This is a genomic window from Serratia sp. HRI (assembly GCF_010119335.3).
GTDB classification, from domain to species: Bacteria; Pseudomonadota; Gammaproteobacteria; order Enterobacterales; family Enterobacteriaceae; genus Serratia; species Serratia nevei.
The window spans coordinates 3,419,530-3,438,743 of the sequence record NZ_CP083690.1; the positions used below are offsets into that span (position 1 = coordinate 3,419,530).

Sequence of the window (19,214 nt, forward strand, 5' to 3'; positions counted from 1 at the left end):
TCATGGCGATGCGCTTAAATGAAGATCTGGACGACAGCGGCGAACTGCATGAAATCAACGTGACGCCGTTTATCGACGTTATGTTGGTGCTGTTGATCATCTTTATGGTGGCCGCGCCGTTGGCAACGGTAGATATTCGCGTCGATCTGCCGGCTTCTTCCGCCAAACCGCAGCCGCGGCCGGAAAAACCGGTGTTCCTGTCGGTGAAGGCCGACAAGCAGCTCTACGTCGGCGATCAGCCGGTGAATGCCGATCAGCTGACTTCGGTGCTGGATCAACGCACTCAGGCGAACAAAGAAACCACCATCTTCTTCCAGGCGGACAAGAGCGTGGACTATGAAACGCTGATGAGCGTGATGGACACCCTGCGTAAAGCCGGCTACCTGAAAGTGGGGCTGGTGGGCATGGAAGGCGCCGCCAAGTAGCGGCAGCAAAACGATAAAGGGCGCTCAGGCGCCCTTTTTTATTGATTCAGAAATATCACTCCCCGGCCAACAACGCCCGGGAACCGGCATGGCGCCAGTGGATGCGGCCCGGCAGATAAAGCGCATTCTGTTCCAGCGGCCGCTCATCGATGAGCGCGGTAACCTGGTCGAAGCTATGCTGCGCCAGCGCCCGGCAGTCTTGCGCGACCGTATCTATCTTCAGCGTCATGCAATCGAACAGGTAGTGATCGTCGAAGCTGCACAGGTGGATGTCGCTCTCCATCAGCTGATGCTGCGTCAGATAACGCAACACCCCTTCCAGCAGGCCACAGGCCGCGGTGAACAGCGCTTTGGGCGGACGCCCCAGCTGTGCGCACAGCTGAGCGAACATCTCGTAACCCGAGCTGGGGTGGTAGCTGCCGTTGATGATCCATTCCGGTTTGCACGTTACGCCGGCGCGCTCCAGGCCAAGCTGGAAGCCGGCCAGCCGATCGCGGGTCGGCGAAATGCGCGGCTGCCCGCCGAGAAAATAGATCTCATCCGGATGTTGGCGCGCGACCTTTTCCACCAGGTCGGCGGTCGCATTAACCGAATCGGTGATCACCAGCGGCAGCTCGGAACCGGCGATCAGGCGGTCCATCTGCACCACCGGGAGCCCGGCGTTGATCTTCTGGTATTCCGCGTCGTTCAGCTGGCTGGAGGCGACGATCAAACCGTCGACTTGCCGCTGCACCAGACTGTTCACTGCCATCATCTCCTGCGCCGGGTTTTCATCGGTGCAGGCGATCAACAGCTGCAGACCGGCTTCGCGGCACAGCGTTTCCAGCTCGCGCGAGATCACCGCAAAGCCGTAGTTAGTCATCTCCGGCACCACCAGCCCCAGCGTGTGGCTGCGGTTGGAGCGCAAAGAGCGGGCGTGGATGCTGGGCTGATAATGGTGTTCGTGCGCCAGCGCCAGAATGCGATCGCGGGTGTCGTCGGACACCCGGTATTCCTTGCTGCGGCCGTTCAGCACCAGGCTGGCAGTCGATTTCGACACCCCGGCCAGCGTGGCGATGTCACTGATGGTAATGCGTTTATTTTTTTTCACTGACGCCATCTGAAGTCATCGGAGGATGCGTCATTCTAGCATGCATGGCGTCAGCGGCCAGTATTCCAACGCCAGCGGCGCGCTCCCGTTCAGCCGCAGTTGCGGTTCACCTGCCGGGAAGTAGCGCGCGCTCATCACCGCCTCGCCGTGGTTGATGAAGATCTCCACGCTGGAGCGATCGAACAGCAGCTGCAGATGCGTGACCGGGCCGCGCCAGTAACGGTGCTCCGGCCGGCCGTCGGCCAGAGAGGCGCGCGTCAGCTGCAGCCGCTCGCCGTCCCAGTTCAGCGTCATCGCGTCGCCAAAGGCGGCGCTGAACGCGCCCTGCGGCGTCAGCTGCAGCTCCGCGGCGCCCAGCGCATAGGTGGGGGCGTCATCGGCGCGGCCTCGCCAGTCTTCTCGCTCGCCGCGCAGCTGTTGCAACTCGCGCGCTGGGCGCTGGTGGAGGCGGCCATGCCGCAGCGACAGCTCGCGTGGGCAGGTCATGGTGTGGATCCAGCCATAACGACGCGTCGGATGGGCTTCTTCATCTTGCTCGGGCACGCCCATCCAGGCGAACAGCAGGCGGCGGCCATCTTCCGCCGGCGTCGTCTGGGGCGCGTAGAACTCGAAGCCGGCGTCCAGCTCGTGAAATTCGCCGTGGCTGAAGGCCGCCTGCCGATAATCCAGCTTGCCGAGCAGATAGCCGGCCTGATAACGGTTGAGGTAGCGTTCCGGCTGTGGCGCCAGCCCCTGCGGGCAGCAGATCAACACGTCGCCGCCGTCCAGCGAGAACAGATCCGGGCACTCCCACATGTAGCCGAATTCGCCCAGGTCGTTCAGGCCGGAACCGGCGATCTCTCCCAGTGCTAGCCAGTCGCGCAGATTGCTGGAGCGCAGCAGCAGCACCTTGCCGCGATCCTGCAAGTCACGCGCGCCGAGCACCATGTACCAGGCATCCTGATGACGCCACACTTTCGGGTCGCGTACGTGGCCGCTGTAGCCCTCCGGCAGCGGCAGCACCGGCCCGAGTTTGCGGTATTCGCCCCGATCGCTTGCCTGAGCCAGGCATTGGTAAGCGGTGCGTGAACCGTCGGGGAATTTCACGTTGCCGGTGTAGATCAGCGTGACTTTGTCTTCCGCCACCACCGCCGAGCCGGAGTAACAGCCGTGGCTGTCGTAACAGGCGCCCGGTGCCAGGGCGAGCGGCTGATGTTCCCAATGCACTAAATCGATCGACTGCCAGTGTCCCCAGCACTTGTTGCGATGATCGCAGCCCAGCGGATTCCACTGATAGAACAGGTGATAAACGCCGTTGTGTTGGATAAAGCCGTTGGGATCGTTCAGCAAGCCAACGCTGGGCGCCAGATGCCAGGTCGGGCGGTGCGGATCGCGCAGCGCGAGTGGCTGGCCGTTCATGACCGCCCGCAGTGCCTGTTTGATTAAGCTGAGTTCTTCCATCATTGTGCGTCCGTGTTGTATTTCAGCAGCAGGGAGAGCACGAAGGCGCTGCCAAAAGCGATTGCCAGGCCGATGATATAGCTGACCAGCGAACTGGCCTGCACGATCGCCATGCCGGGGATCGCCGTCAGCCCGACCGCGTTCATGCCGACATGGTTGGCCACTACCCAGGCGCCGCCGAGCGCGCCGCCCGCCAGCGCCGCCAGGAAAGGCTTCACGAAGCGCAGGTTGATGCCGAACAGCGCCGCCTCGGTGATGCCGAGCATGGCGGAAAAGGCCGAAGGCACCGCGATGGCTTTGATTTTGGCGTCGCGGGTTTTGAAATACACCGCCAGGCAGGCGCCGCCCTGCGCGATGTTGGCCATCGACCAGATAGGCAGCAGGAAGTTGACGCCGATATTGGGATTGCCGAGCAGCCCGGCTTCTACCGCGTGGAAGCTGTGGTGGATGCCGGTGATGACGATAGCGGAATAGAGGCCGCCGAACAGCAGCCCGGCGAACCACCCCGCATGGGCAATCAGCGTGCTGAGCACGAAGGAGATGCCGTCGCCCAGCGCCCGGCCGGCGGGGCCGATAAACAGCAGGGCGACAAAGCCTGAGATGACCACCGTCAGGAACGGCGTCAGGATCAGATCGAGCGCGTTGGGGATCACCCTGCGCAGCCGCTTTTCCAGCACGCTCATGAACCACACCGTCAGCAGCACCGGGAACACGGTGCCCTGATAGCCGATCATGGCGATGTCCAGACCGAAGAAGTTCATGGTGTGGAACCCTCCGGCGACGCCCCAGGCGTTGGTCAGCGCCGGATGCGTCAGAATGCCGCCTAGCGTGGCACCCAGGTAGGGATTGCCGCCGAATTCGCGTGCGGCGGTGAAGCCGATCAGAATCGGCAGGATAATGAACGCCGCCGAGCTGAACATATCCAGCATGATGAACAGCGCGCTGTTGGCATCGGCCCAGCCATAGGTTTTCACCATGCCGAGCAGCCCCATCAACAGGCCGGAAGCGACGATCGCCGGGATGATCGGCACGAAGATGTTCGACAGCAGACGGGCGATGCGCTGCAGCGGGTTGAGCTTTTTCGCCGCGATATCGGCGGCTTCGGCCTTGCTGGATTCGCTGACGCCTGCCGCCTTGATGAATTCCGCATGCACCTTGTTGACCAGCCCGGTGCCGAAGATCACCTGGATCTGACCGGCGTTGCTGAAACAGCCTTTGACGCCATCCAGTTTGCCGATGGCCTCTTTATCCACTTTGCTGTCGTCCACCAGTACCAGGCGCAGGCGCGTGGCGCAGTGGGCGGCGCTGGCGATATTCTCTTTACCACCGAGCAGCGGCAACAGCGCGTTGGCGGTTGCGGTAATGTCCATGTTGTCCCCTTGCTAAATAAAAATGCCGCTGCGCAGTTTGCGGCGCAGCGACGTGAATCGATGTCAGAAGAAATACTTGAATCTGGCGCGCATGCCGTAACGTTGGTCGTTGTCGCCGTTGGCTATCTTGTTGTCGGCGTTGGCTTCCAGCAGTGAGACATAGGCCCCCAAATACAAATTGAAATTCTTCATATTCATAATGTTAGGTATCTGATACGACGCATGAACGGTGTGGATGTCGTAGTTGCCCGGTTCGCTGAGCGGGTTGTGGATATCGGCGGCGATCCCGGCGGTATTGAACTCTTTGATATTGTTATGGGCATAGATATAACCCAGTTCGAAGCGCCGCCACAGCACGTTCACGCCGGCGGTGAAATCTTGCTCGCCTGACGCATCCAGATAGGCGGTGCTCAGGTTGGCTACCACGCCGTTGTTCGGATCGGCTGCGCTGTTGTTCCAGCTCATCGTCATGCCGTAGCCGTTGCGCTTGGACTGATCGACGAAGCGGCCCTGGCCGTCCTGATAGCCGTAGGCGTTATTCACCACGTTGCTTTCCATTGCCGCCGCGATGCTGAAGGCGTCTTTTTTCCAGGCGATCACCGGGCGCAAATAGGCGACGTTTTTCTTATTGTCCAGGGCGTTGCCGTGGTAGCTGTTGTCCTGGAACAGCGAAGTGCCGTCCTCCACCAGCGTGTTCAGCTCGAAATAGACATCACCGGCGTATTTGCTCAACATCAGGTTGCCGCCGCTGCTGCTGCGGCCGCGGCCTTCTTTCATCATGTAGATATAGCCGAAGCCGTCGGCGTACAGATCGTTGGCGGTATTGCCGGAGTATTGAATGAAGGTGTCCTGATTCAGCGGGAACATGTCGTAGGCTTCAAAGCGGCCGATTTTGGTTTGCCAGTTCTTTTCATTGCCGAAGAAGAAGGCGGCGTCGTCCAGATTCATTTTGCCGGTCATGTCCGCCAGCGGCTGCACGCTGAAGCCGGAGAAGTTACCGTCCTGATTGCGGCGGTAGCCGTCCAGCCCGACCAGAATGCGGCCGTTGATATCCCAACGTTCTTTGTTGCCGGGCTTCCAGTCCTTGTGGTCGCTGCCTTTCAGCGACGTCAGCTGGCCGCTGCGGCTGGCACCGTCCAGGTTGAACTCCACGTCGCCGTACAGCTTCAGCTCATTGAATCCGCTCAATTTCAGCGCGCTGGCCGGGGCAATCGGCGTAGCGGCATGCTGCGCAATCTGCGCGGTTTGCCGTTCGGTGTTGGCGGTGCGTTGTTCCAGCTGTTGCGCCCGGCGTTCCGCCGCCGTCGCGCGGGTTTCAGCCTGTGCGGCGCGCCGTTCCGCCAGCGCCAGACGTTGTTCCAGGGCGTTGAGGCGCGCCTCGATGCCGCCGCTGCCCGATGCCGCTGCGCTGGAAGCGGAGAGGAAAAGCCCTGTTGTTATCGCCAAATAGCTGAGTTTTTTCATCATCGTCTATCATCCGGGTAAGGGTTGTTATTATTGTTTGCTAAATTGCTAAACCGGTTTTTCATGGCGAAAGATAACGAGAGGGAGGCGAGCTGGCAACTCAGTTAGCTAACCCGATTCAGCTATTGTGATCGAGCGCGCAAATCGTGGGCAAAAGACCACGGCGAACCTGGGGATCGCCGTGGATGCAGAGGATCAACGGAGGAAAGCCGCCAGCTCGTCGGCGTGGGGCAGGGCGGTCATGGCCCCTTTGGCGGTGGTGGCCAGCGCGCCGCAGGCCTGCGCCTGGGCGATAACCGCCGGCCACTGCGCTTCCTGCGGCAATTCGTGAAGGCGTGCCAGCGCCGCTAACAGCCCGGCGACGAAGGCGTCGCCGGCGCCGGTGGTATCGACCGGAACGACAGGCGCCGCGCGGAAATGACGCAGCCGTTGGCCGTCATGCACATAGACGCCGTCGCCGCCCAGCGTCACCAGCAGCAGGCGCAGCGGATAGGTTTGCATCATCCAGCGAATGGCGTTCTCCAGATCGTCAAGATGGCTGATGAAAGCCAGCTCTTCGCGCGACAGTTTTACCACGTCCGCCAGCAGCAGCGCCTTTTGCAGGCAGGGGCGTAGCGCTTCCGGCTGGCGCCAGACCTCTTCGCGGATGTTGGGATCGAAACTGACCCGGCCACCGGCCGCCCGGATGCGCTCCATCGCGGCAAAGGCCGCGCTGCGGCTGGGCTCCTGCGAGAGCGCGATGGAGCAGAGGTGCAGCCATTCCCCCCGTTGGAAATCCGGCAGATCGTCAGGCTGCAAAAACAGATCGGCGCTGGGCTGCACCATAAACGTGAATGAGCGCTCACCCTGCAGATCGAGATCCACCACGACCGTGGAGGTGTGGTGTTCGGGGGCCGGCCGCATATGGCCGATATCCACCCCTTCATCGCTCAGCACCTGCTGCAAAAAGGCACCGAAGCCGTCTTGCCCCACCCGCCCGATAAAGGCGCTGTCGCCACCGAGCCGGGCGATGCCCACCGCCACGTTAGCCGGCGCGCCGCCGGGGCATTTGAGATAACCGTTGGCATTTTCCGGCACCAGGTCGATCACGGCGTCACCCAGTACCCATACGCGATTTATCATGCTTAATCCCTGTTTTTGTCCTTGTCAGATGGGGTGCTAAAATAGAAGAACCGGTTTAGCAAGGCAATGAAATAATATCCGACCGTGAGCGAGATCAAAAAAATAGCGGGGGTGGGGCAGGGATAAGGTTTTGAGAATGCGCCCTCCGCAGGAGAACCGACGTCTGTGGGCGCCACAAAGAGGCTGGCGGTTTAATTTCCGCGATTTCAATCTATAACGCTTTACTCCTGGCCCATCAGCGGGTCGCTGACGCTGTGCTCGCCATCCTCCAACCGGCCCGCCAGGCGGCGCAGCCAACCTCCCGGGCTTTGCAGCGTAAGGTCATACCAACCGCCGCTGGCGCGGGCGTCAAACCTCTGTTGGTGACTGCCGCCCGCCGGCAGCGTGATGTGCCACGGGCCCTGCTGCGTATAGGGGCAGCGTTCGAGGGTAACCGCGATCGCTTCGGTGCCCGGGTTGTTCAGCTGCAGCTGCAGGCTGCGGCCCGTCGGGCGCAAACGCACCTCCGGCTGCGGCCGGTTCAGGGCGCCGCGCAGTTCACGATGAAAGCCGTTGGGGCCGAGCAGCCACAGATGGTACTCATCCTCCGTCTGCCAGTCGTCGCTGACCGCCTTGCCCGCCTCGACGGTAAAACGGCGCGGGATCTGCGCCAGATCTCGCCGATCGTAGACGTGAAACACCGCTCCCTGCTCGCCGGTATTGAACAGGTTCAGCGTCACGCGGCGCTGTTCGGCCTCGACGGTGGCCTCGACGTGCAGCTGGTAGGGCAGCGCGCGGGAAGGGCGCGCCAGGCGACGTTGGTGGGGCAAACGCTGGTGGACAGGCGATGGCAGCGGTACCTGCGGCAGCTGTTCCTGGCGCTGGCGCAGGCCATCGGCGGCGTGGCGACTGGTGGCGGGCAGGTTCGGCAGCGCTTCGCCGTTAGGGTCGACAAAGTTGAACGCCGAGGTGAGATCGCCGCACACGGCGCGGCGCCAGGCGCTGATGTTGGGTTCATGCACCTGAAAGCGCTTTTCCAGGAATTGCAGCACCGAGGTGTGATCGAAGACCTGCGAATTGACCCAGCCGCCGCGGCTCCAGGGCGACAGCACCAGCATCGGCACCCGCGGGCCGGGGCCGTAGATGCGGCCGTCCGGCGGCGGTTGATCCTGCGAACCGGGCGGCGCCACGTGCTGGAAGATCTCGGTGTCGAACGGCACCGTCGATTTACCGGCGAAGCTGCCGTCCTCGCGCAGCGACGGCGCGGAAGGCGAAGGCATATGGTCAAAAAAGCCGTCGTTTTCGTCGTAGTTGACCAGCAGGACGGTTTTACTCCACACCTCCGGGTTGTCGGTCAGCGCGTTGAGGATCTCTTGGGTGAACCAGCCGCCCTGCACCGGGCTGGAGGGATCGGGGTGTTCCGAATAGGCCGCCGGCGCGATGATCCAGCTGACCTGCGGCAGTTTGCCCTGCTGTACGTCGGAGCGGAACCCGGCCAGCATGGCGTCCAGATCGTTGCCGTCGGCGGCCGGCAGGGTGTTGCCGTTGCCTTTGTACAGTGGCGCGGCCTCGTTAAGCGCATCGCGATAGGGCACGAAGGCGTTGAAGTCTTTCGGCGGCCGCGCCGGATTGCCCACCTGAATGCTGGCGGCGCGGTATTGGCGAAAACCCGCCAGCGGGTTGTCGGTAAAGTTGTCCGGCAGGAATTGATACACCTTCCAGCTGACGCCGCTCGCCTCCAGCCGTTCCGGATAGGTTGTCCACTGGTAGCCGATCTCCGCCGGGCCGGGGCTGTCCCATTCGTTGACCACCACCGCCACGTCGGCGGCGGACGGGCCGTTGGTGCCGGTCCAGTGGAACAGCCGGTTGGTGTTGGTGCCGGCGTGAATAGCGCAGTGATAGGCGTCGCAGAGGGTAAAGGCGTTGGCCAGCGCGAACTGGAACGGCAGCTCATGCTGGCGGTAGTAGCCCATCGAGGCCGGCGTTTTGTAGGTGGGCCAGGCGCTCATGCGGCCGTGATCCCAGGCGGCTTGCTCATCCACCCACGAATGCGGCGTGCCGGTGACGCGCTGGGCGTTGCCGCGTTTGCTGTCCAGGTGGTAGGGCAGCACCAGTCGTTCGGCGCCCTGCTGTTGCCAGACATGGCGATCGCCGGGCAATGGAATGGTAAAGCGATCGCTGAAGCCGCGCACGCCCGGCAGGGTGCCGAAGTAGTGGTCGAAAGAGCGGTTCTCCTGCATCAGGATCACCACGTGTTCGACGTCGCGCAGGGTGCCGGTGCGGTTGTTGGCGGGGATGGCCAGCGCTTTGCGAATCGAGGCGGGCAACAGCGAGAACGCCGATCCGATGGCGGCAGCCCGCAGGATGTCTCTGCGTGAAAGGTCAGGCATGCGTCGTTAATCTCCGTCAGTGTGCTTTGAAGATAGCCGCTGACGACGATAATGGCGAAAAATAACAGGGAGATGAAAGCGAGGGAAACAATGCTCCCTGGCGGGAGCATTGCGGGGATAACGCTTACTGTCTGATCAGGCGACCAAGCGCCGGTGCCGTTTCGAAATCGCTGCGGAAGGGGTTGATGTCCAGGCCGCCGCGGCGGGTGTAGCGCGCGAACACGCTGAGTTTTTCCGGACGGCAGCTCTGCTTGATGTCGTTGAAAATACGCTCGACGCACTGCTCGTGGAATTCGTTGTGCTGGCGGAAGGAGATCAGGTAGCGCAGCAGGCTTTCGCGGTCGATTTTGCGGCCTTCATAGCGGATCACGACGCTGCCCCAGTCCGGCTGGTTGGTGACCAGGCAGTTGGATTTCAGCAGGTTGGAAGACAGCGTCTCCGACACCGGTTCCCCTCTCTCGGCCGCGCCGCTCAGGTATTCCGGTTTGAAGGTGAAGTCGTCGACCGCGATATCCAAATCGTCGATGTTGATGCCCGGCAGGCGCTCGATCTGCGCCGGGTAACCTTCCAGCCCCGGATAGAGCTTGACGGTGACCTGGCCGTTGGCCGCCTGCGACAGATCTTTCTGCATGGCGGCGCTCACCTGTTCCACGCTGTCAAAGCGCGTTTGGTTGAAGCTGTTGAGATACAGCTTGAACGATTTGGACTCGATCAGGTTCGACGAGGAGTGCGGGAAGGTAAATTCGCCGATGCCCACCACCGGCTTGCCCTTGGCGTTGAGCCAGGACAGCTCGAAGGCGGTCCACAGATCAAAGCCGCTGAACGGCAGCTGCCGCTCGTCCACGCCGATCAGATCGCGGCCGCGCGCACGCGGCAAGGCTTCGAGCAATGCGGGAGCATATTGATCCGGATAATCGGAGTTCGCGCCAAGATGGGTGATCTTATCTTGCTTTTGGATATGCATATTCATTGCCCTTTGCTTGTTCGGTATTGATGTAGCGGTTAAACAGACTGCGGGTGGCGTAGATTGGCCCGACGCCCAGCAGGGCGTAAACCACCTTGATCAGGAACTGCGACAGGATCATGGTTTTGATGATGTCCCAGCTCAGCACGTTGTAGAACGCCAGCGTACAGAACACCACGCTGTCGATGGCCGAAGCCACAACGGTACTGGTGATCACGCGCACAAACAGGTAGCGGGAGTTGGTCAACTCTTTGATTTTGCAAAGCAGGTAGGAGTTGACGTTCTCGGAGATCAGATAGGCCGCTGACGAGGCCACCAGCACCGCCATGATGCTGTGCACGATGCCGTTGTAGGTCTCGCTGTACTCCCACTGCGGAATGCTCGGCACCAGCGTCGTTACCCAGACCCCCAGGACGAAGGTCAGGTTGGCGATAAACGAGATGATAATCGTGCGCCGGGCCAGCCGTAATCCATAGAATTCGTTGAGGATGTCCACCAGAATGAACGTGAGCGGGTAGATGAAGATCGCCGGTGGCGTGATGAGATTCAGCACCGGGATTTGGATCGGCTTGACGCCGCACAGCGTTGAGAAAATATAAATCACGCTGAGCGCCACGGTAATAATCAGGTAGGCGTACCAGGAGCGTTCGTGGCGATCGCTGAGCTCGTAGGCGGTTTTTTGTTTGTTGTCGCCATAGAGTTTGCGGTACAGCGCCTGCAGCTCGTGCCGGCTCAGATCTTCTGATATTTCGCTGTCGGCCAGCTCATTCAGCCCCATGGTAATGGTTTTGCCGGTGGCCAATACCATGACATTGGCCGCGATGGTGCCATGTCGGGTGAAGCCCAACAGCTTGAACTTCTGATTCGGTTCCATTTATAACCTTTCTCCAACGATATAACCCAGGAATTGCACGGTGTCCTGAGGGCGTTTGTCCATGCTTTCGCTGTCTTTGTCGTCAACCACAAAGAAGCCGCTTTTTCCCGAGTGATACAGCAAAGGTGAATCGCAAATCAGTACCGGCGGGCGTTTGATGATGATGACTTCGCCGGGAATAAATGACCCTTTAATTTCGGTCTCTATTTTCATTGCCAACATGTTCGACTCATCGCCGAAGAAATAAGTCAGAGGAAACTCGGTGACCAGTTGCCCGATCTTGCGCTGCGAGACGGCCAGATAGCGCGACTGCGGGATCACTGGGATGGCGGAAGGGTTCTTGTTGCCCTCGGTGGACAGCGTTTCGTTGAGCAGCTCCAGTTTTTCCAGATCGTAGTCTTCGATCTCTTCACAGGAGACCCCGAAGAAATCGGAAATTCGATTCACGGTGGATTGCTGAACGTTGTTCACTCTTCCGTCAAGAATTTTGTAGAGAGTCGTGCGCGTCAGGCCGCTGCGGTTGGAAAAGGAAGCCTTGGTTTCACCGCGGGTACGCATCAGATATTCAATATTTTTAATGATGTTGATTTTGCGCTGTGCGTTGGTGGTTTTCATCGGCTGTCCTTACAAACATTACGCTGGCTTCACTATATCTTACGCGTCGGCGTTGTCCAGATAAAAAGGCGCTGAGGGGGAGGTAACAGGCTGATTATTGGTGGTAATTATTGTTTTTTGTCAGCCGTTTAGCGCAGTGATGTTAGCGCAGGCGATCGGGGTGACCTGCAAAGATGATAAAACTGTGTAAATCAATTGATTAGCTTTTGCTTATGGAAAAGTGAACACAAAAGTCAATTTTATGTGTACTTTTATGTTGACCAAAGCCGATTTCATAAGCTACTGTTCATTCAAGCTGAAGTTTTTCTTTATGATCAAAACACTGAAGCCAACGATTTTATAATAAAAAACTCAGAGGGGGCGCTGCCACACTCTGAGCCTAATAGATTGCTTGCTACCGACACCAGGGACCCTAACTATCATGGCCGTTTGTCCGCGCGATCGGCCCATTCTTTTCCGTTACGCCCACCTTTCTCGAGCATAAAACACTCCCCCGTTACCGGAGGAGTGCATTAACTCATGGGCGAAAATCAGAGCGACTTCTGTGAGGCCAGCGGTTTTTGCGCCCGGCTGAAGGCCAGTTTGAGTACCCAATACAGCAGGCTGGCGGCTACCAGAGAGTTGATGGTCGGTACGCCCCATTCGGTCGCCAGACCAACGGCGCCACCGGCGATGCTGGCGACGATCGCCGCCCAGCCAATGGTTGGCGTTTCGTTTGGCAACTGGCCCGTGCGGCGGCTCTCGTCCAGGATTTTGCGGTGGCTGCGCAGCAGATAATAGTCCACCAGCATGATGCCGATAATCGGCGGGAAGACTACGCCAAGCACCGTCAGGAAGTCGACAAAGCGGTCCAGAATGCCCAGCACCGACAGCGTGGTGCCCAGAATCCCGATCACCAGTGTGGTGTAGGTGTACTTCAGCTTTTTGCCGGTGATGCCTTCCACCGCGTTGACGATGCCCAGCGAAGAGGAATACAGGTTGAGATCGTTGACGCGCAGGGTGGAGAACACCACGACCAGCAAACCGGCACCGCCGGCCGCTTGCGACATGATGGTGACCACATCGGCGGTGCCCAGGGTTTTGGCGATCAGGATCGCCAGGCCGTTCACCACGAACTCGCCGGCGATGATGGTGAAGATCGTGACGCCGAGCACGTGCTTGCCGTTTTTGGAGTAACGGGTCAGGTCGGGCGTCATCAGGCTGGCCACGATGGCGCCGCCGACGACGATGGTGATGCCGGCGCTGATGGTCAGCGGTTCACCCGGCGGCGCCAGCTGGATGATCTCCTGCAGGTTATGCCCGGTCAGTGCGGTCACCGATATATAGGCCACCAGCATGATGAACATCGGCACCGCGATACGGGCGGCGATGCGCAGCGCTTTGAAGCCGAATGCCACCAGGATGGTCAGCAGCGTGCCCGAGAGCCCGGCGGCCAGGCCGAAGCCCAGCTTATTGCCGAGCGCGAAGTCGAGCGACTTGGCGAAAATGGCGTTCTGAATGCCGAACCAACCCAACAGGCTGACGGCCACCACCACGCCAATCAGCACCGACCCCAGACGGCCGAAGCCGCACCAGCGCGCCAGCAGGCTGCCGGAAATCCCTTCGCGCATGCCCGCCAGCCCCAGGCCGTAGGTCACCACGCCGAAGATCAGGCTGCCGACGAAAATGGCGGTGAAGGCGTCAATCAGCGTCATGGAGTTGCCGAGCACGGCGCCGAGCATGAACTGGTCCAGCGCGGTCAACATGCCCATGTGCACGATGGCCACGCTTAAAAACGAAACTCTTTTATCCTGCGGCACCCGGGTGAGCGGATAATCTTCGATCTTTATCACGGTGAGATCTTCCTTGCGGTTCAAATAAACTGAATGCCTTTGGTTATCAGGCGATCGGGAATGTAGTTATCCAGGTTGGCGTATTTGCAGTACTCCTCAAATTGCTGCTGAGTATGCACGTTGGCCTTCTGGTAAATGTTATAAATGCGGTTTTCGATGGTCTTATTGCTGACGTTATAGATTTTGGCGATCTCTTTCACCGTAAATCGCTGAAGCATAAGAAAAATGACATCGAGTTCGGCACGGGTGAACAGCTCGTTATTGACTTCGGTGGTCAACACGCTGGGCTTTTGCTGATTGATGTATTTCAGCGGCGACAGGCTGTTCATCGGCTTGGCGTTCCAGATCACGCCAATCACCTGTTTGTCATCGTTGTACACCGGCAGCTTTTCGCTGATAAACGGCGTCAGGTTGTCTTTGCCGTACCAGTAGTGCGTTTCTATGACCGTGACCCGATCGCGCGCCGCTTCGGTCATCTTGTCATGCTCGATAAAATCGGCGGCGGAGTCGGCCCAGTCGGCGGGGAATTCGTGGTCATATTTGCCGGCGACGTCGAAATTCAGCGGCGTATTGGTATAGAGATAAGCGGCGCGATTCATATAGAGGTGGCGGGACAGCTGGTCTTTGATGCCCCAGGGCTCGCTCAAGTGCTCCATCATGGTGATGAGGCCCTTAAAATAAGATTCATTATTTTTATGCGATGAACCCATACCTACCTCTGCGCCGCTCAGGCCGCGTTACAGGCTTTTAGCCAGGTAATGGCGGGTGTGGCGATGTGCGTAGTCGCCCAGCTCGCCGTAGACCCGGTAGCCCAGTTTTTCGTAGAAGCCCCGGGCCTGGAAATCGAAGGTATCGACATAGGCCATATGGCAACCGCGCTTGCGGGCTTCTTCTTCGGCCAGTTGCATCAATTGGCGGCCGTAACCGCTTTTGCGACATTGATCGCCGACCCACAGATATTGCACTTCCAGGCCGCCCCACCAGGTGCGTGCGACCAGGCCGCCGACGATCTGCTGGTTGTCGTCGGTGACGGTCAGGAACAGTGGGTGAATGTCTACGGGCTGGGTTTTATGGTTGTGAGCCCAGAGGCTGTCGATAACGAACTCTTCATCCTGCGGGTTGGGTTTGTCGGTGATATTAATATTCATTTTTAATATAATTCCCTGTTTTAATTATTCAAAACTGAATTAGGCACTTTCGCCCTAACCGCCTCTAATATCACTTCCGTTAATGTATTTCAAGGGTGGTTTTCACCCTTTTCCGCCGGGTGAGGGGACGCTTATAGTAGGCGTCACAGGGAGAAGAAAATAGTGAAACAGGCGATATTAAAACGCTGAAATGCCCTGCTTACACCATCTTTTCCTACTTGCGCCTCACCAGGGCCCCACCGGGAAAACTGCAGTACTGTATGGCTCCACCGGATAGAGCAAGCTCACTTGCCGACGGGGGAGCCACTTTGTTTTTTGACGCGCCCACCCACGCCCGCCATTCGCTGTCTCAGATATTAAACACTCTTCTCATCAGAAGATATGCGCCGCAGATGAAAATGTGGCCGATACCTTCTGATCCGCTGATTTAGTCCTCTGTTATGACGCTGCTCAGCGCCGGCTCGATGGTGGCATCCAGCATGGCGCCGTGTCCTAAGGCCGGCCACTCCCGATAGCCGACGGCGAGACCGTCGAGCTGCGCCAGGTGTTCGGCCAATAAATGCGTTGCGTCCGTCGGCAGAGCGGGGCTCTTCACCCCGGGCGGGGCCGCACGATCGCGTTCCGCCAGGCCAACCCACAGTTGCAGCCTCGCCACCGGCGCCGGGCGTCGTGCCATCATCTGCTGCGCTTCTTGCAGGATCATGCCGTTGCCCCACCACAGCGAGGGTTCCACGGCGATGTAGCGTTGGAAGGCGGTGGGATGGGTGAACAACGTGTGCAGCACGAAGAGCCCGCCATAGGAGTGACCCCACAGCGTTTGCCGCTGCGGATCGACCGCCAGTTTGGCGGCGATCGCCGGTTTGATCCGCGTTTCAATCAATTGCAGGAACGCATCCGCGCCCCCGCCGCTCCGCGGCGGTTGCTTCAGGCCCGCCGGCAGAGGGAGCGTATAGTCGTAGGCGCGGCCGGCGGCATCGATGCGCAGATCGTTGTCATAGCCGATCATCACCAGCACCGGCGGCCGCTTCGCCGGCGCCAATTTGGCCAGCAAGGCGGGATTCAATCCCATCAGCACCGCATTGCCGTCGAGGAAATAAACCGTTGGATAGCCGTCAGGCGCAGGGGCCTGGCGCGGCTGGGCGATGCGAACGCGGTAATGCCGTTGGCCGTCGGCGGAGGTGAAGCGCAGATCGCTGAAACGGTAATCTGCAGAATCGCTATCGGCAACGGTAGTGCCGATCTTGCGTTCCAGGTCGGGCCTGGCCAGCACGGAACCCGGCAGCCAAAGGCCGATGGCGAGCGCCAGAAGCGCGGAGATAAAATGCCGGTTGGACAAGAACATGCGGATCAACATCCTTGTAAAAGGCCGATAGTAGCATCCGTTCGGGGCCGGCAAAACCTACCTTTAGGGCGGGCATTCCGACGGCGAAGTGCGGCCGAAGCCCAGAGAGGGCCGCCAGTTGCTTTGCAGGGTTAATAGCAACCCCTTGTTATTATTGATAAGTCAGGAATAAGAAGGGTTACAATTAATTAGAAATGGTTATGATTTTTGTGGGTGAGCAAACGGCGAAGAAGGGTGAAAACATACGGTTATCAACGATGTTTAGCAAAAAAAGCCCTATAAAATAGGGCAAAGACACACAACAACACCAGGGAAACTTTCCGGTATCTTATATTATAGCTTCCTATACATATAGAACATTTTATTATAAATATGTAAGTGATTCTTATTAATCACTCAATACCATTGTTTTTCAAATGGTTATGCAGCCTTTGCTGAGATATTGCCCTTGGGGCTGGTGCGGATAGCCAAGGGCGGGAGGCGGGGATATTGTCGCCACGGCGGCAGAACAGGCGAGAGCCTCGGCCCGATACCCCTCAAGGCGATACCGACCGGCAGGCGGCAAACGTGCCGGCCGGTATTTCTGCTCAGGCGCGGCCGATCTTCACTGTGGGGCCAGGTGAAAATCAGTGCTGTTGCAACGTCAACATCTCGCCAAGCAATACATCGGTTGGCGGCAGGATATCCGTATCCAGCCCGGCAGAGGGGGTAAAGGTCAATTCGCCGAAAATGATCTGGCCTTTGGAGATGTAGAAATCAACGCGAACAAACTCGAAGGGCGCGGACAAGCGTGAGGCGTACTCAAACAGCTCATCGTAGCCTTCTGGCTTCACGAAGGCGTCTATTTCTTCCTGGCTCAAGGCCAGACAGTCATCGCTGTAGCACAGAAACTTGAAATCTTTGTCAAAGAAGTAATACTTCGGCGACCCGGTATCTCTGCCGACACACAGCAATGTGCAGTAAGGTACTCCGCGGAAACAATAGATTTTATAGTCTTCAGGCCCGTGACCATTGGCCGATTCGATATATTTCTCCCCAATGATCTTTTTTTGTATCCCTTTGTAGTTGAGCTCTACATAGGTTTTCCAATAATCGTCTTTCATCCAGCCATCGATCAATTTTTTGGCGCTCTTGATATTCAGAAATTTTTTATTCTGGCAAATCAGGTTATATCCGGAACCGTGATTCCCTTTGATCACAAACTTATCCGGTAATGCGTCCCACGGAATATCGTTTACTGAATCACAGGCAAAGTACAATTCATTAAGGATCTCTTCGCACCCTTGATCTTTAATGTACTGTCTTACCACATATTTATCTGCACACTGCTTCACCAACGCATTGCGACTATAGCCATTCAACTTCAGGTGATTGATCTTTTCATTCCAGGTGGACGGCGCCTGCAAGTTTAACGGTTTGCCAAATGCTTTTTTGTAGAGCAATCTGGCCTTGAATTCGGGGGCCAATACGGCCAGCTGCTTTACAATAAATTTAATGACTTGTCTTTTCATATCCGTAATTCCATCAAAGCGTAGTGACAATGATTAAGACGTTCTTGTATTTAAAACGCGTGTGGCACGCTTTCACTGCGCCATTGAATGGCCGTCGGCGTGGTTCCCAGATCAAATGGCTTGTGAGCTAACGCCCGATTAAGAATGCGGGCCGATCGCCACGCCATCAGACTCAACTGCGGATCGGCGATGCCGTGATTGTGCATACTGGCGTTCATGGCGAATAAGCAGTTCTCCGCCGGGCCTTCCCACTCAAAGGTAAAGTCTGGGGCGATGCGGTATTCGCCATCCGCAGTGGTCAGCAGGCGGTGGGCCAAAGGTTCAAGGAACTCTGGCGTGGCCGTCTGATAACCTGTGGCAAAGATCACCACGTCCGCTTTGAAGGCTTCTTCACCGTGATCGAGATGATGACGTGTTTCGAGTTGGTAGGCGTTATCCAGCGTGTGTTTCACGGCCGTCAGCGAACGGCTGGGCAGCAGGCGCACCCATAATTTCTCGCGCAGGACATCGAAGCGGTGGTACATGGCGCGATAAATCGCCAGCAGCGACTCACTGGTGATGCCGTCGGAGGTCATCTTCTGTTCGGCCAGCATATGCCGCTTGGCCGCGCTATCCAGCGAGTAAAAGCTCTCGACGTAATCGGGCGTGAAGTATTCGTTGGCAAAGGCCGCTTCATCGAGCGCGTTGTAATTGTTGCGGCGTGATATCCAGTCGAGCTGTTCCGGCTGCCCCCATTCCCCTTTAAAAATATTCAGGAACAGATCGGCGCCGCTCTGGCCGCCGCCGACGATCGCCACGCGTTTGCCGGTCAAATCGGGGTTGCGCAGCATCATTTCACTGGCGTGGAAACAGCGATCGCTTTGCGCCGTCACGCAATCCGGCAACTTTATTTTCTTGCCTATACCAATGCTGACGTGTTTGGCGTGGAAGACCTTATTCGAGGTGGTCACCACGAACTGGCGCTGCCGATCGTCGAACTCGATCTGCTGAACGTCTTGGTTAAACGCCAACGAGTCCATCCCGCCGGCGGCCCAGGTGAGGTAGTCGGCGAACTCTTCACGCGATGCGGTGCGCTGTTCCGTCGTCAGAAAACGATAGAACTTTCTTTTTTTTACCAGATAGTTGAGAAAGCTGTAGCGATTGGTGGGGGCAACCGCGCTCACCAGGTCTTTTAAAAAGTTGGTCTGCATGCTGCAATCCGCCAGGATCATCCCTGGGTGCCAGGAGAAATGAGGTTTGCGCTCCAGGAATTGCCCCGTAAACCCCTCTATTTCACTTCCTAAGGCCGCCAGGCTAAGATTCGACGGGCCAAGGCCAATGCCGATGATATCCAAACGCTGATTCATTAATAAGCTCCAGTATAATGAGAATAATACCCAGAAATACGGCTGCAGATAGGGTGGCTTATAGCAACCAGGCTGCCTTTTTCTTATAAGTAAGCTTCACGAATTAAATTTAATTAAAATGTGTACGGGCCAGAAATACCGAATTTTTAAATGCCCGTTTAGAATTGAGTAGCACATCAGGTAAAGGCTACGGGTGTATTTCTTTCCATGAAAATCCCTATGAAAGCTTGCGTGTGGTTTTAATGATTATTCCTAAGTAAAAATCCGATATCCCTGAGTCTCGACGCCATGAAAACGATCGC

General features: G+C 58.0%; 16 protein-coding genes. 1 reads left to right on the forward strand and 15 read right to left on the reverse strand.

Annotated elements, in window-relative coordinates:
* Nucleotides 1–2: 2 nt before the first annotated feature.
* The gene (gene exbD / locus GF111_RS16395; protein WP_004937307.1) at nucleotides 3–425 is read left to right on the forward strand and encodes a TonB system transport protein ExbD; all 423 of its coding nucleotides are present in this window, start codon (nucleotides 3–5) and stop codon (nucleotides 423–425) included.
* 55 nt (nucleotides 426–480) lie between these two features.
* Here the strand turns inward: exbD and GF111_RS16400 are convergent, their stop codons facing one another.
* From GF111_RS16400 to GF111_RS16470, 15 genes are all read right to left on the reverse strand, one after another.
* Entirely contained in the window at nucleotides 481–1,524 is a 1,044-nt protein-coding gene (locus GF111_RS16400; RefSeq protein WP_038879406.1) for a LacI family DNA-binding transcriptional regulator, read from the reverse strand.
* Nucleotides 1,525–1,545: 21 nt separating this feature from the next.
* Nucleotides 1,546–2,955 carry a sucrose-6-phosphate hydrolase gene (locus tag GF111_RS16405; RefSeq protein WP_102779500.1) on the reverse strand — a complete coding sequence of 470 codons (1,410 nt, stop codon included), beginning with the start codon at nucleotides 2,953–2,955 and terminating at the stop codon, nucleotides 1,546–1,548.
* Nucleotides 2,955–4,325: a sucrose-specific PTS transporter subunit IIBC gene (locus GF111_RS16410; RefSeq protein ID WP_055312645.1), complete on the reverse strand. Its 1,371-nt coding sequence runs from the start codon at nucleotides 4,323–4,325 to the stop codon at nucleotides 2,955–2,957. The genes GF111_RS16405 and GF111_RS16410 overlap by 1 nt, the downstream gene beginning before the upstream one ends.
* Nucleotides 4,326–4,388: 63 nt before the next feature.
* Nucleotides 4,389–5,789 carry a carbohydrate porin gene (locus tag GF111_RS16415; protein ID WP_038881883.1) on the reverse strand — a complete coding sequence of 467 codons (1,401 nt, stop codon included), beginning with the start codon at nucleotides 5,787–5,789 and terminating at the stop codon, nucleotides 4,389–4,391.
* A gap of 195 nt (nucleotides 5,790–5,984) precedes the next feature.
* On the reverse strand, nucleotides 5,985–6,911 hold the full coding sequence (locus GF111_RS16420) for an aminoimidazole riboside kinase (protein WP_147191036.1): 927 nt from the start codon (nucleotides 6,909–6,911) through the stop codon (nucleotides 5,985–5,987).
* A gap of 221 nt (nucleotides 6,912–7,132) precedes the next feature.
* The gene (locus GF111_RS16425) at nucleotides 7,133–9,280 is read right to left on the reverse strand and encodes a phosphocholine-specific phospholipase C (protein ID WP_094460808.1); all 2,148 of its coding nucleotides are present in this window, start codon (nucleotides 9,278–9,280) and stop codon (nucleotides 7,133–7,135) included.
* 124 nt (nucleotides 9,281–9,404) lie between these two features.
* Nucleotides 9,405–10,244: an NADPH-dependent 7-cyano-7-deazaguanine reductase QueF gene (queF, locus tag GF111_RS16430; RefSeq protein ID WP_038879393.1), complete on the reverse strand. Its 840-nt coding sequence runs from the start codon at nucleotides 10,242–10,244 to the stop codon at nucleotides 9,405–9,407.
* Nucleotides 10,222–11,118, reverse strand: coding sequence for a queuosine precursor transporter (locus tag GF111_RS16435; protein WP_019453032.1), 897 nt, complete (start codon nucleotides 11,116–11,118; stop codon nucleotides 10,222–10,224). Before GF111_RS16435 ends, queF begins: the two co-directional genes overlap by 23 nt.
* On the reverse strand, nucleotides 11,119–11,733 hold the full coding sequence (locus GF111_RS16440) for a helix-turn-helix transcriptional regulator (RefSeq protein WP_004937341.1): 615 nt from the start codon (nucleotides 11,731–11,733) through the stop codon (nucleotides 11,119–11,121).
* 530 nt (nucleotides 11,734–12,263) lie between these two features.
* Entirely contained in the window at nucleotides 12,264–13,565 is a 1,302-nt protein-coding gene (locus GF111_RS16445) for a cytosine permease (protein ID WP_047730842.1), read from the reverse strand.
* A gap of 20 nt (nucleotides 13,566–13,585) precedes the next feature.
* Nucleotides 13,586–14,275 carry a PAS and helix-turn-helix domain-containing protein gene (locus tag GF111_RS16450; RefSeq protein WP_038879387.1) on the reverse strand — a complete coding sequence of 230 codons (690 nt, stop codon included), beginning with the start codon at nucleotides 14,273–14,275 and terminating at the stop codon, nucleotides 13,586–13,588.
* 27 nt (nucleotides 14,276–14,302) lie between these two features.
* A complete protein-coding gene (locus GF111_RS16455) occupies nucleotides 14,303–14,713 on the reverse strand; it encodes a GNAT family N-acetyltransferase (RefSeq protein WP_019453029.1) in 411 nt (136 codons plus the stop codon).
* Nucleotides 14,714–15,140: 427 nt separating this feature from the next.
* Nucleotides 15,141–16,055: an alpha/beta hydrolase gene (locus GF111_RS16460; RefSeq protein WP_147191993.1), complete on the reverse strand. Its 915-nt coding sequence runs from the start codon at nucleotides 16,053–16,055 to the stop codon at nucleotides 15,141–15,143.
* Between the two features lie 626 nt (nucleotides 16,056–16,681).
* Nucleotides 16,682–17,566 (reverse strand): ATP-grasp fold amidoligase family protein, encoded by an 885-nt coding sequence (locus GF111_RS16465; protein ID WP_147191898.1) that lies wholly within the window; start codon nucleotides 17,564–17,566, stop codon nucleotides 16,682–16,684.
* A 50-nt stretch (nucleotides 17,567–17,616) separates the two neighbouring features.
* Nucleotides 17,617–18,912 carry a lysine N(6)-hydroxylase/L-ornithine N(5)-oxygenase family protein gene (locus GF111_RS16470; protein WP_061872419.1) on the reverse strand — a complete coding sequence of 432 codons (1,296 nt, stop codon included), beginning with the start codon at nucleotides 18,910–18,912 and terminating at the stop codon, nucleotides 17,617–17,619.
* Nucleotides 18,913–19,214: the final 302 nt, after the last annotated feature.

Excerpts from the sequence above, each read along its gene's own strand:
- exbD (WP_004937307.1), top strand. The coding sequence starts at position 3 with ATGGCGATGCGCTTAAATGAAGATCTGGACGACAGCGGCGAACTGCAT.
- GF111_RS16400 (WP_038879406.1), bottom strand. The coding sequence starts at position 1,524 with ATGGCGTCAGTGAAAAAAAATAAACGCATTACCATCAGTGACATCGCC.
- GF111_RS16405 (WP_102779500.1), bottom strand. The coding sequence starts at position 2,955 with ATGGAAGAACTCAGCTTAATCAAACAGGCACTGCGGGCGGTCATGAAC.
- GF111_RS16410 (WP_055312645.1), bottom strand. The coding sequence starts at position 4,325 with ATGGACATTACCGCAACCGCCAACGCGCTGTTGCCGCTGCTCGGTGGT.
- GF111_RS16415 (WP_038881883.1), bottom strand. The coding sequence starts at position 5,789 with ATGAAAAAACTCAGCTATTTGGCGATAACAACAGGGCTTTTCCTCTCC.
- GF111_RS16420 (WP_147191036.1), bottom strand. The coding sequence starts at position 6,911 with ATGATAAATCGCGTATGGGTACTGGGTGACGCCGTGATCGACCTGGTG.
- GF111_RS16425 (WP_094460808.1), bottom strand. The coding sequence starts at position 9,280 with ATGCCTGACCTTTCACGCAGAGACATCCTGCGGGCTGCCGCCATCGGA.
- queF (WP_038879393.1), bottom strand. The coding sequence starts at position 10,244 with ATGCATATCCAAAAGCAAGATAAGATCACCCATCTTGGCGCGAACTCC.
- GF111_RS16435 (WP_019453032.1), bottom strand. The coding sequence starts at position 11,118 with ATGGAACCGAATCAGAAGTTCAAGCTGTTGGGCTTCACCCGACATGGC.
- GF111_RS16440 (WP_004937341.1), bottom strand. The coding sequence starts at position 11,733 with ATGAAAACCACCAACGCACAGCGCAAAATCAACATCATTAAAAATATT.
- GF111_RS16450 (WP_038879387.1), bottom strand. The coding sequence starts at position 14,275 with ATGGGTTCATCGCATAAAAATAATGAATCTTATTTTAAGGGCCTCATC.
- GF111_RS16455 (WP_019453029.1), bottom strand. The coding sequence starts at position 14,713 with ATGAATATTAATATCACCGACAAACCCAACCCGCAGGATGAAGAGTTC.
- GF111_RS16460 (WP_147191993.1), bottom strand. The coding sequence starts at position 16,055 with ATGTTCTTGTCCAACCGGCATTTTATCTCCGCGCTTCTGGCGCTCGCC.
- GF111_RS16465 (WP_147191898.1), bottom strand. The coding sequence starts at position 17,566 with ATGAAAAGACAAGTCATTAAATTTATTGTAAAGCAGCTGGCCGTATTG.
- GF111_RS16470 (WP_061872419.1), bottom strand. The coding sequence starts at position 18,912 with ATGAATCAGCGTTTGGATATCATCGGCATTGGCCTTGGCCCGTCGAAT.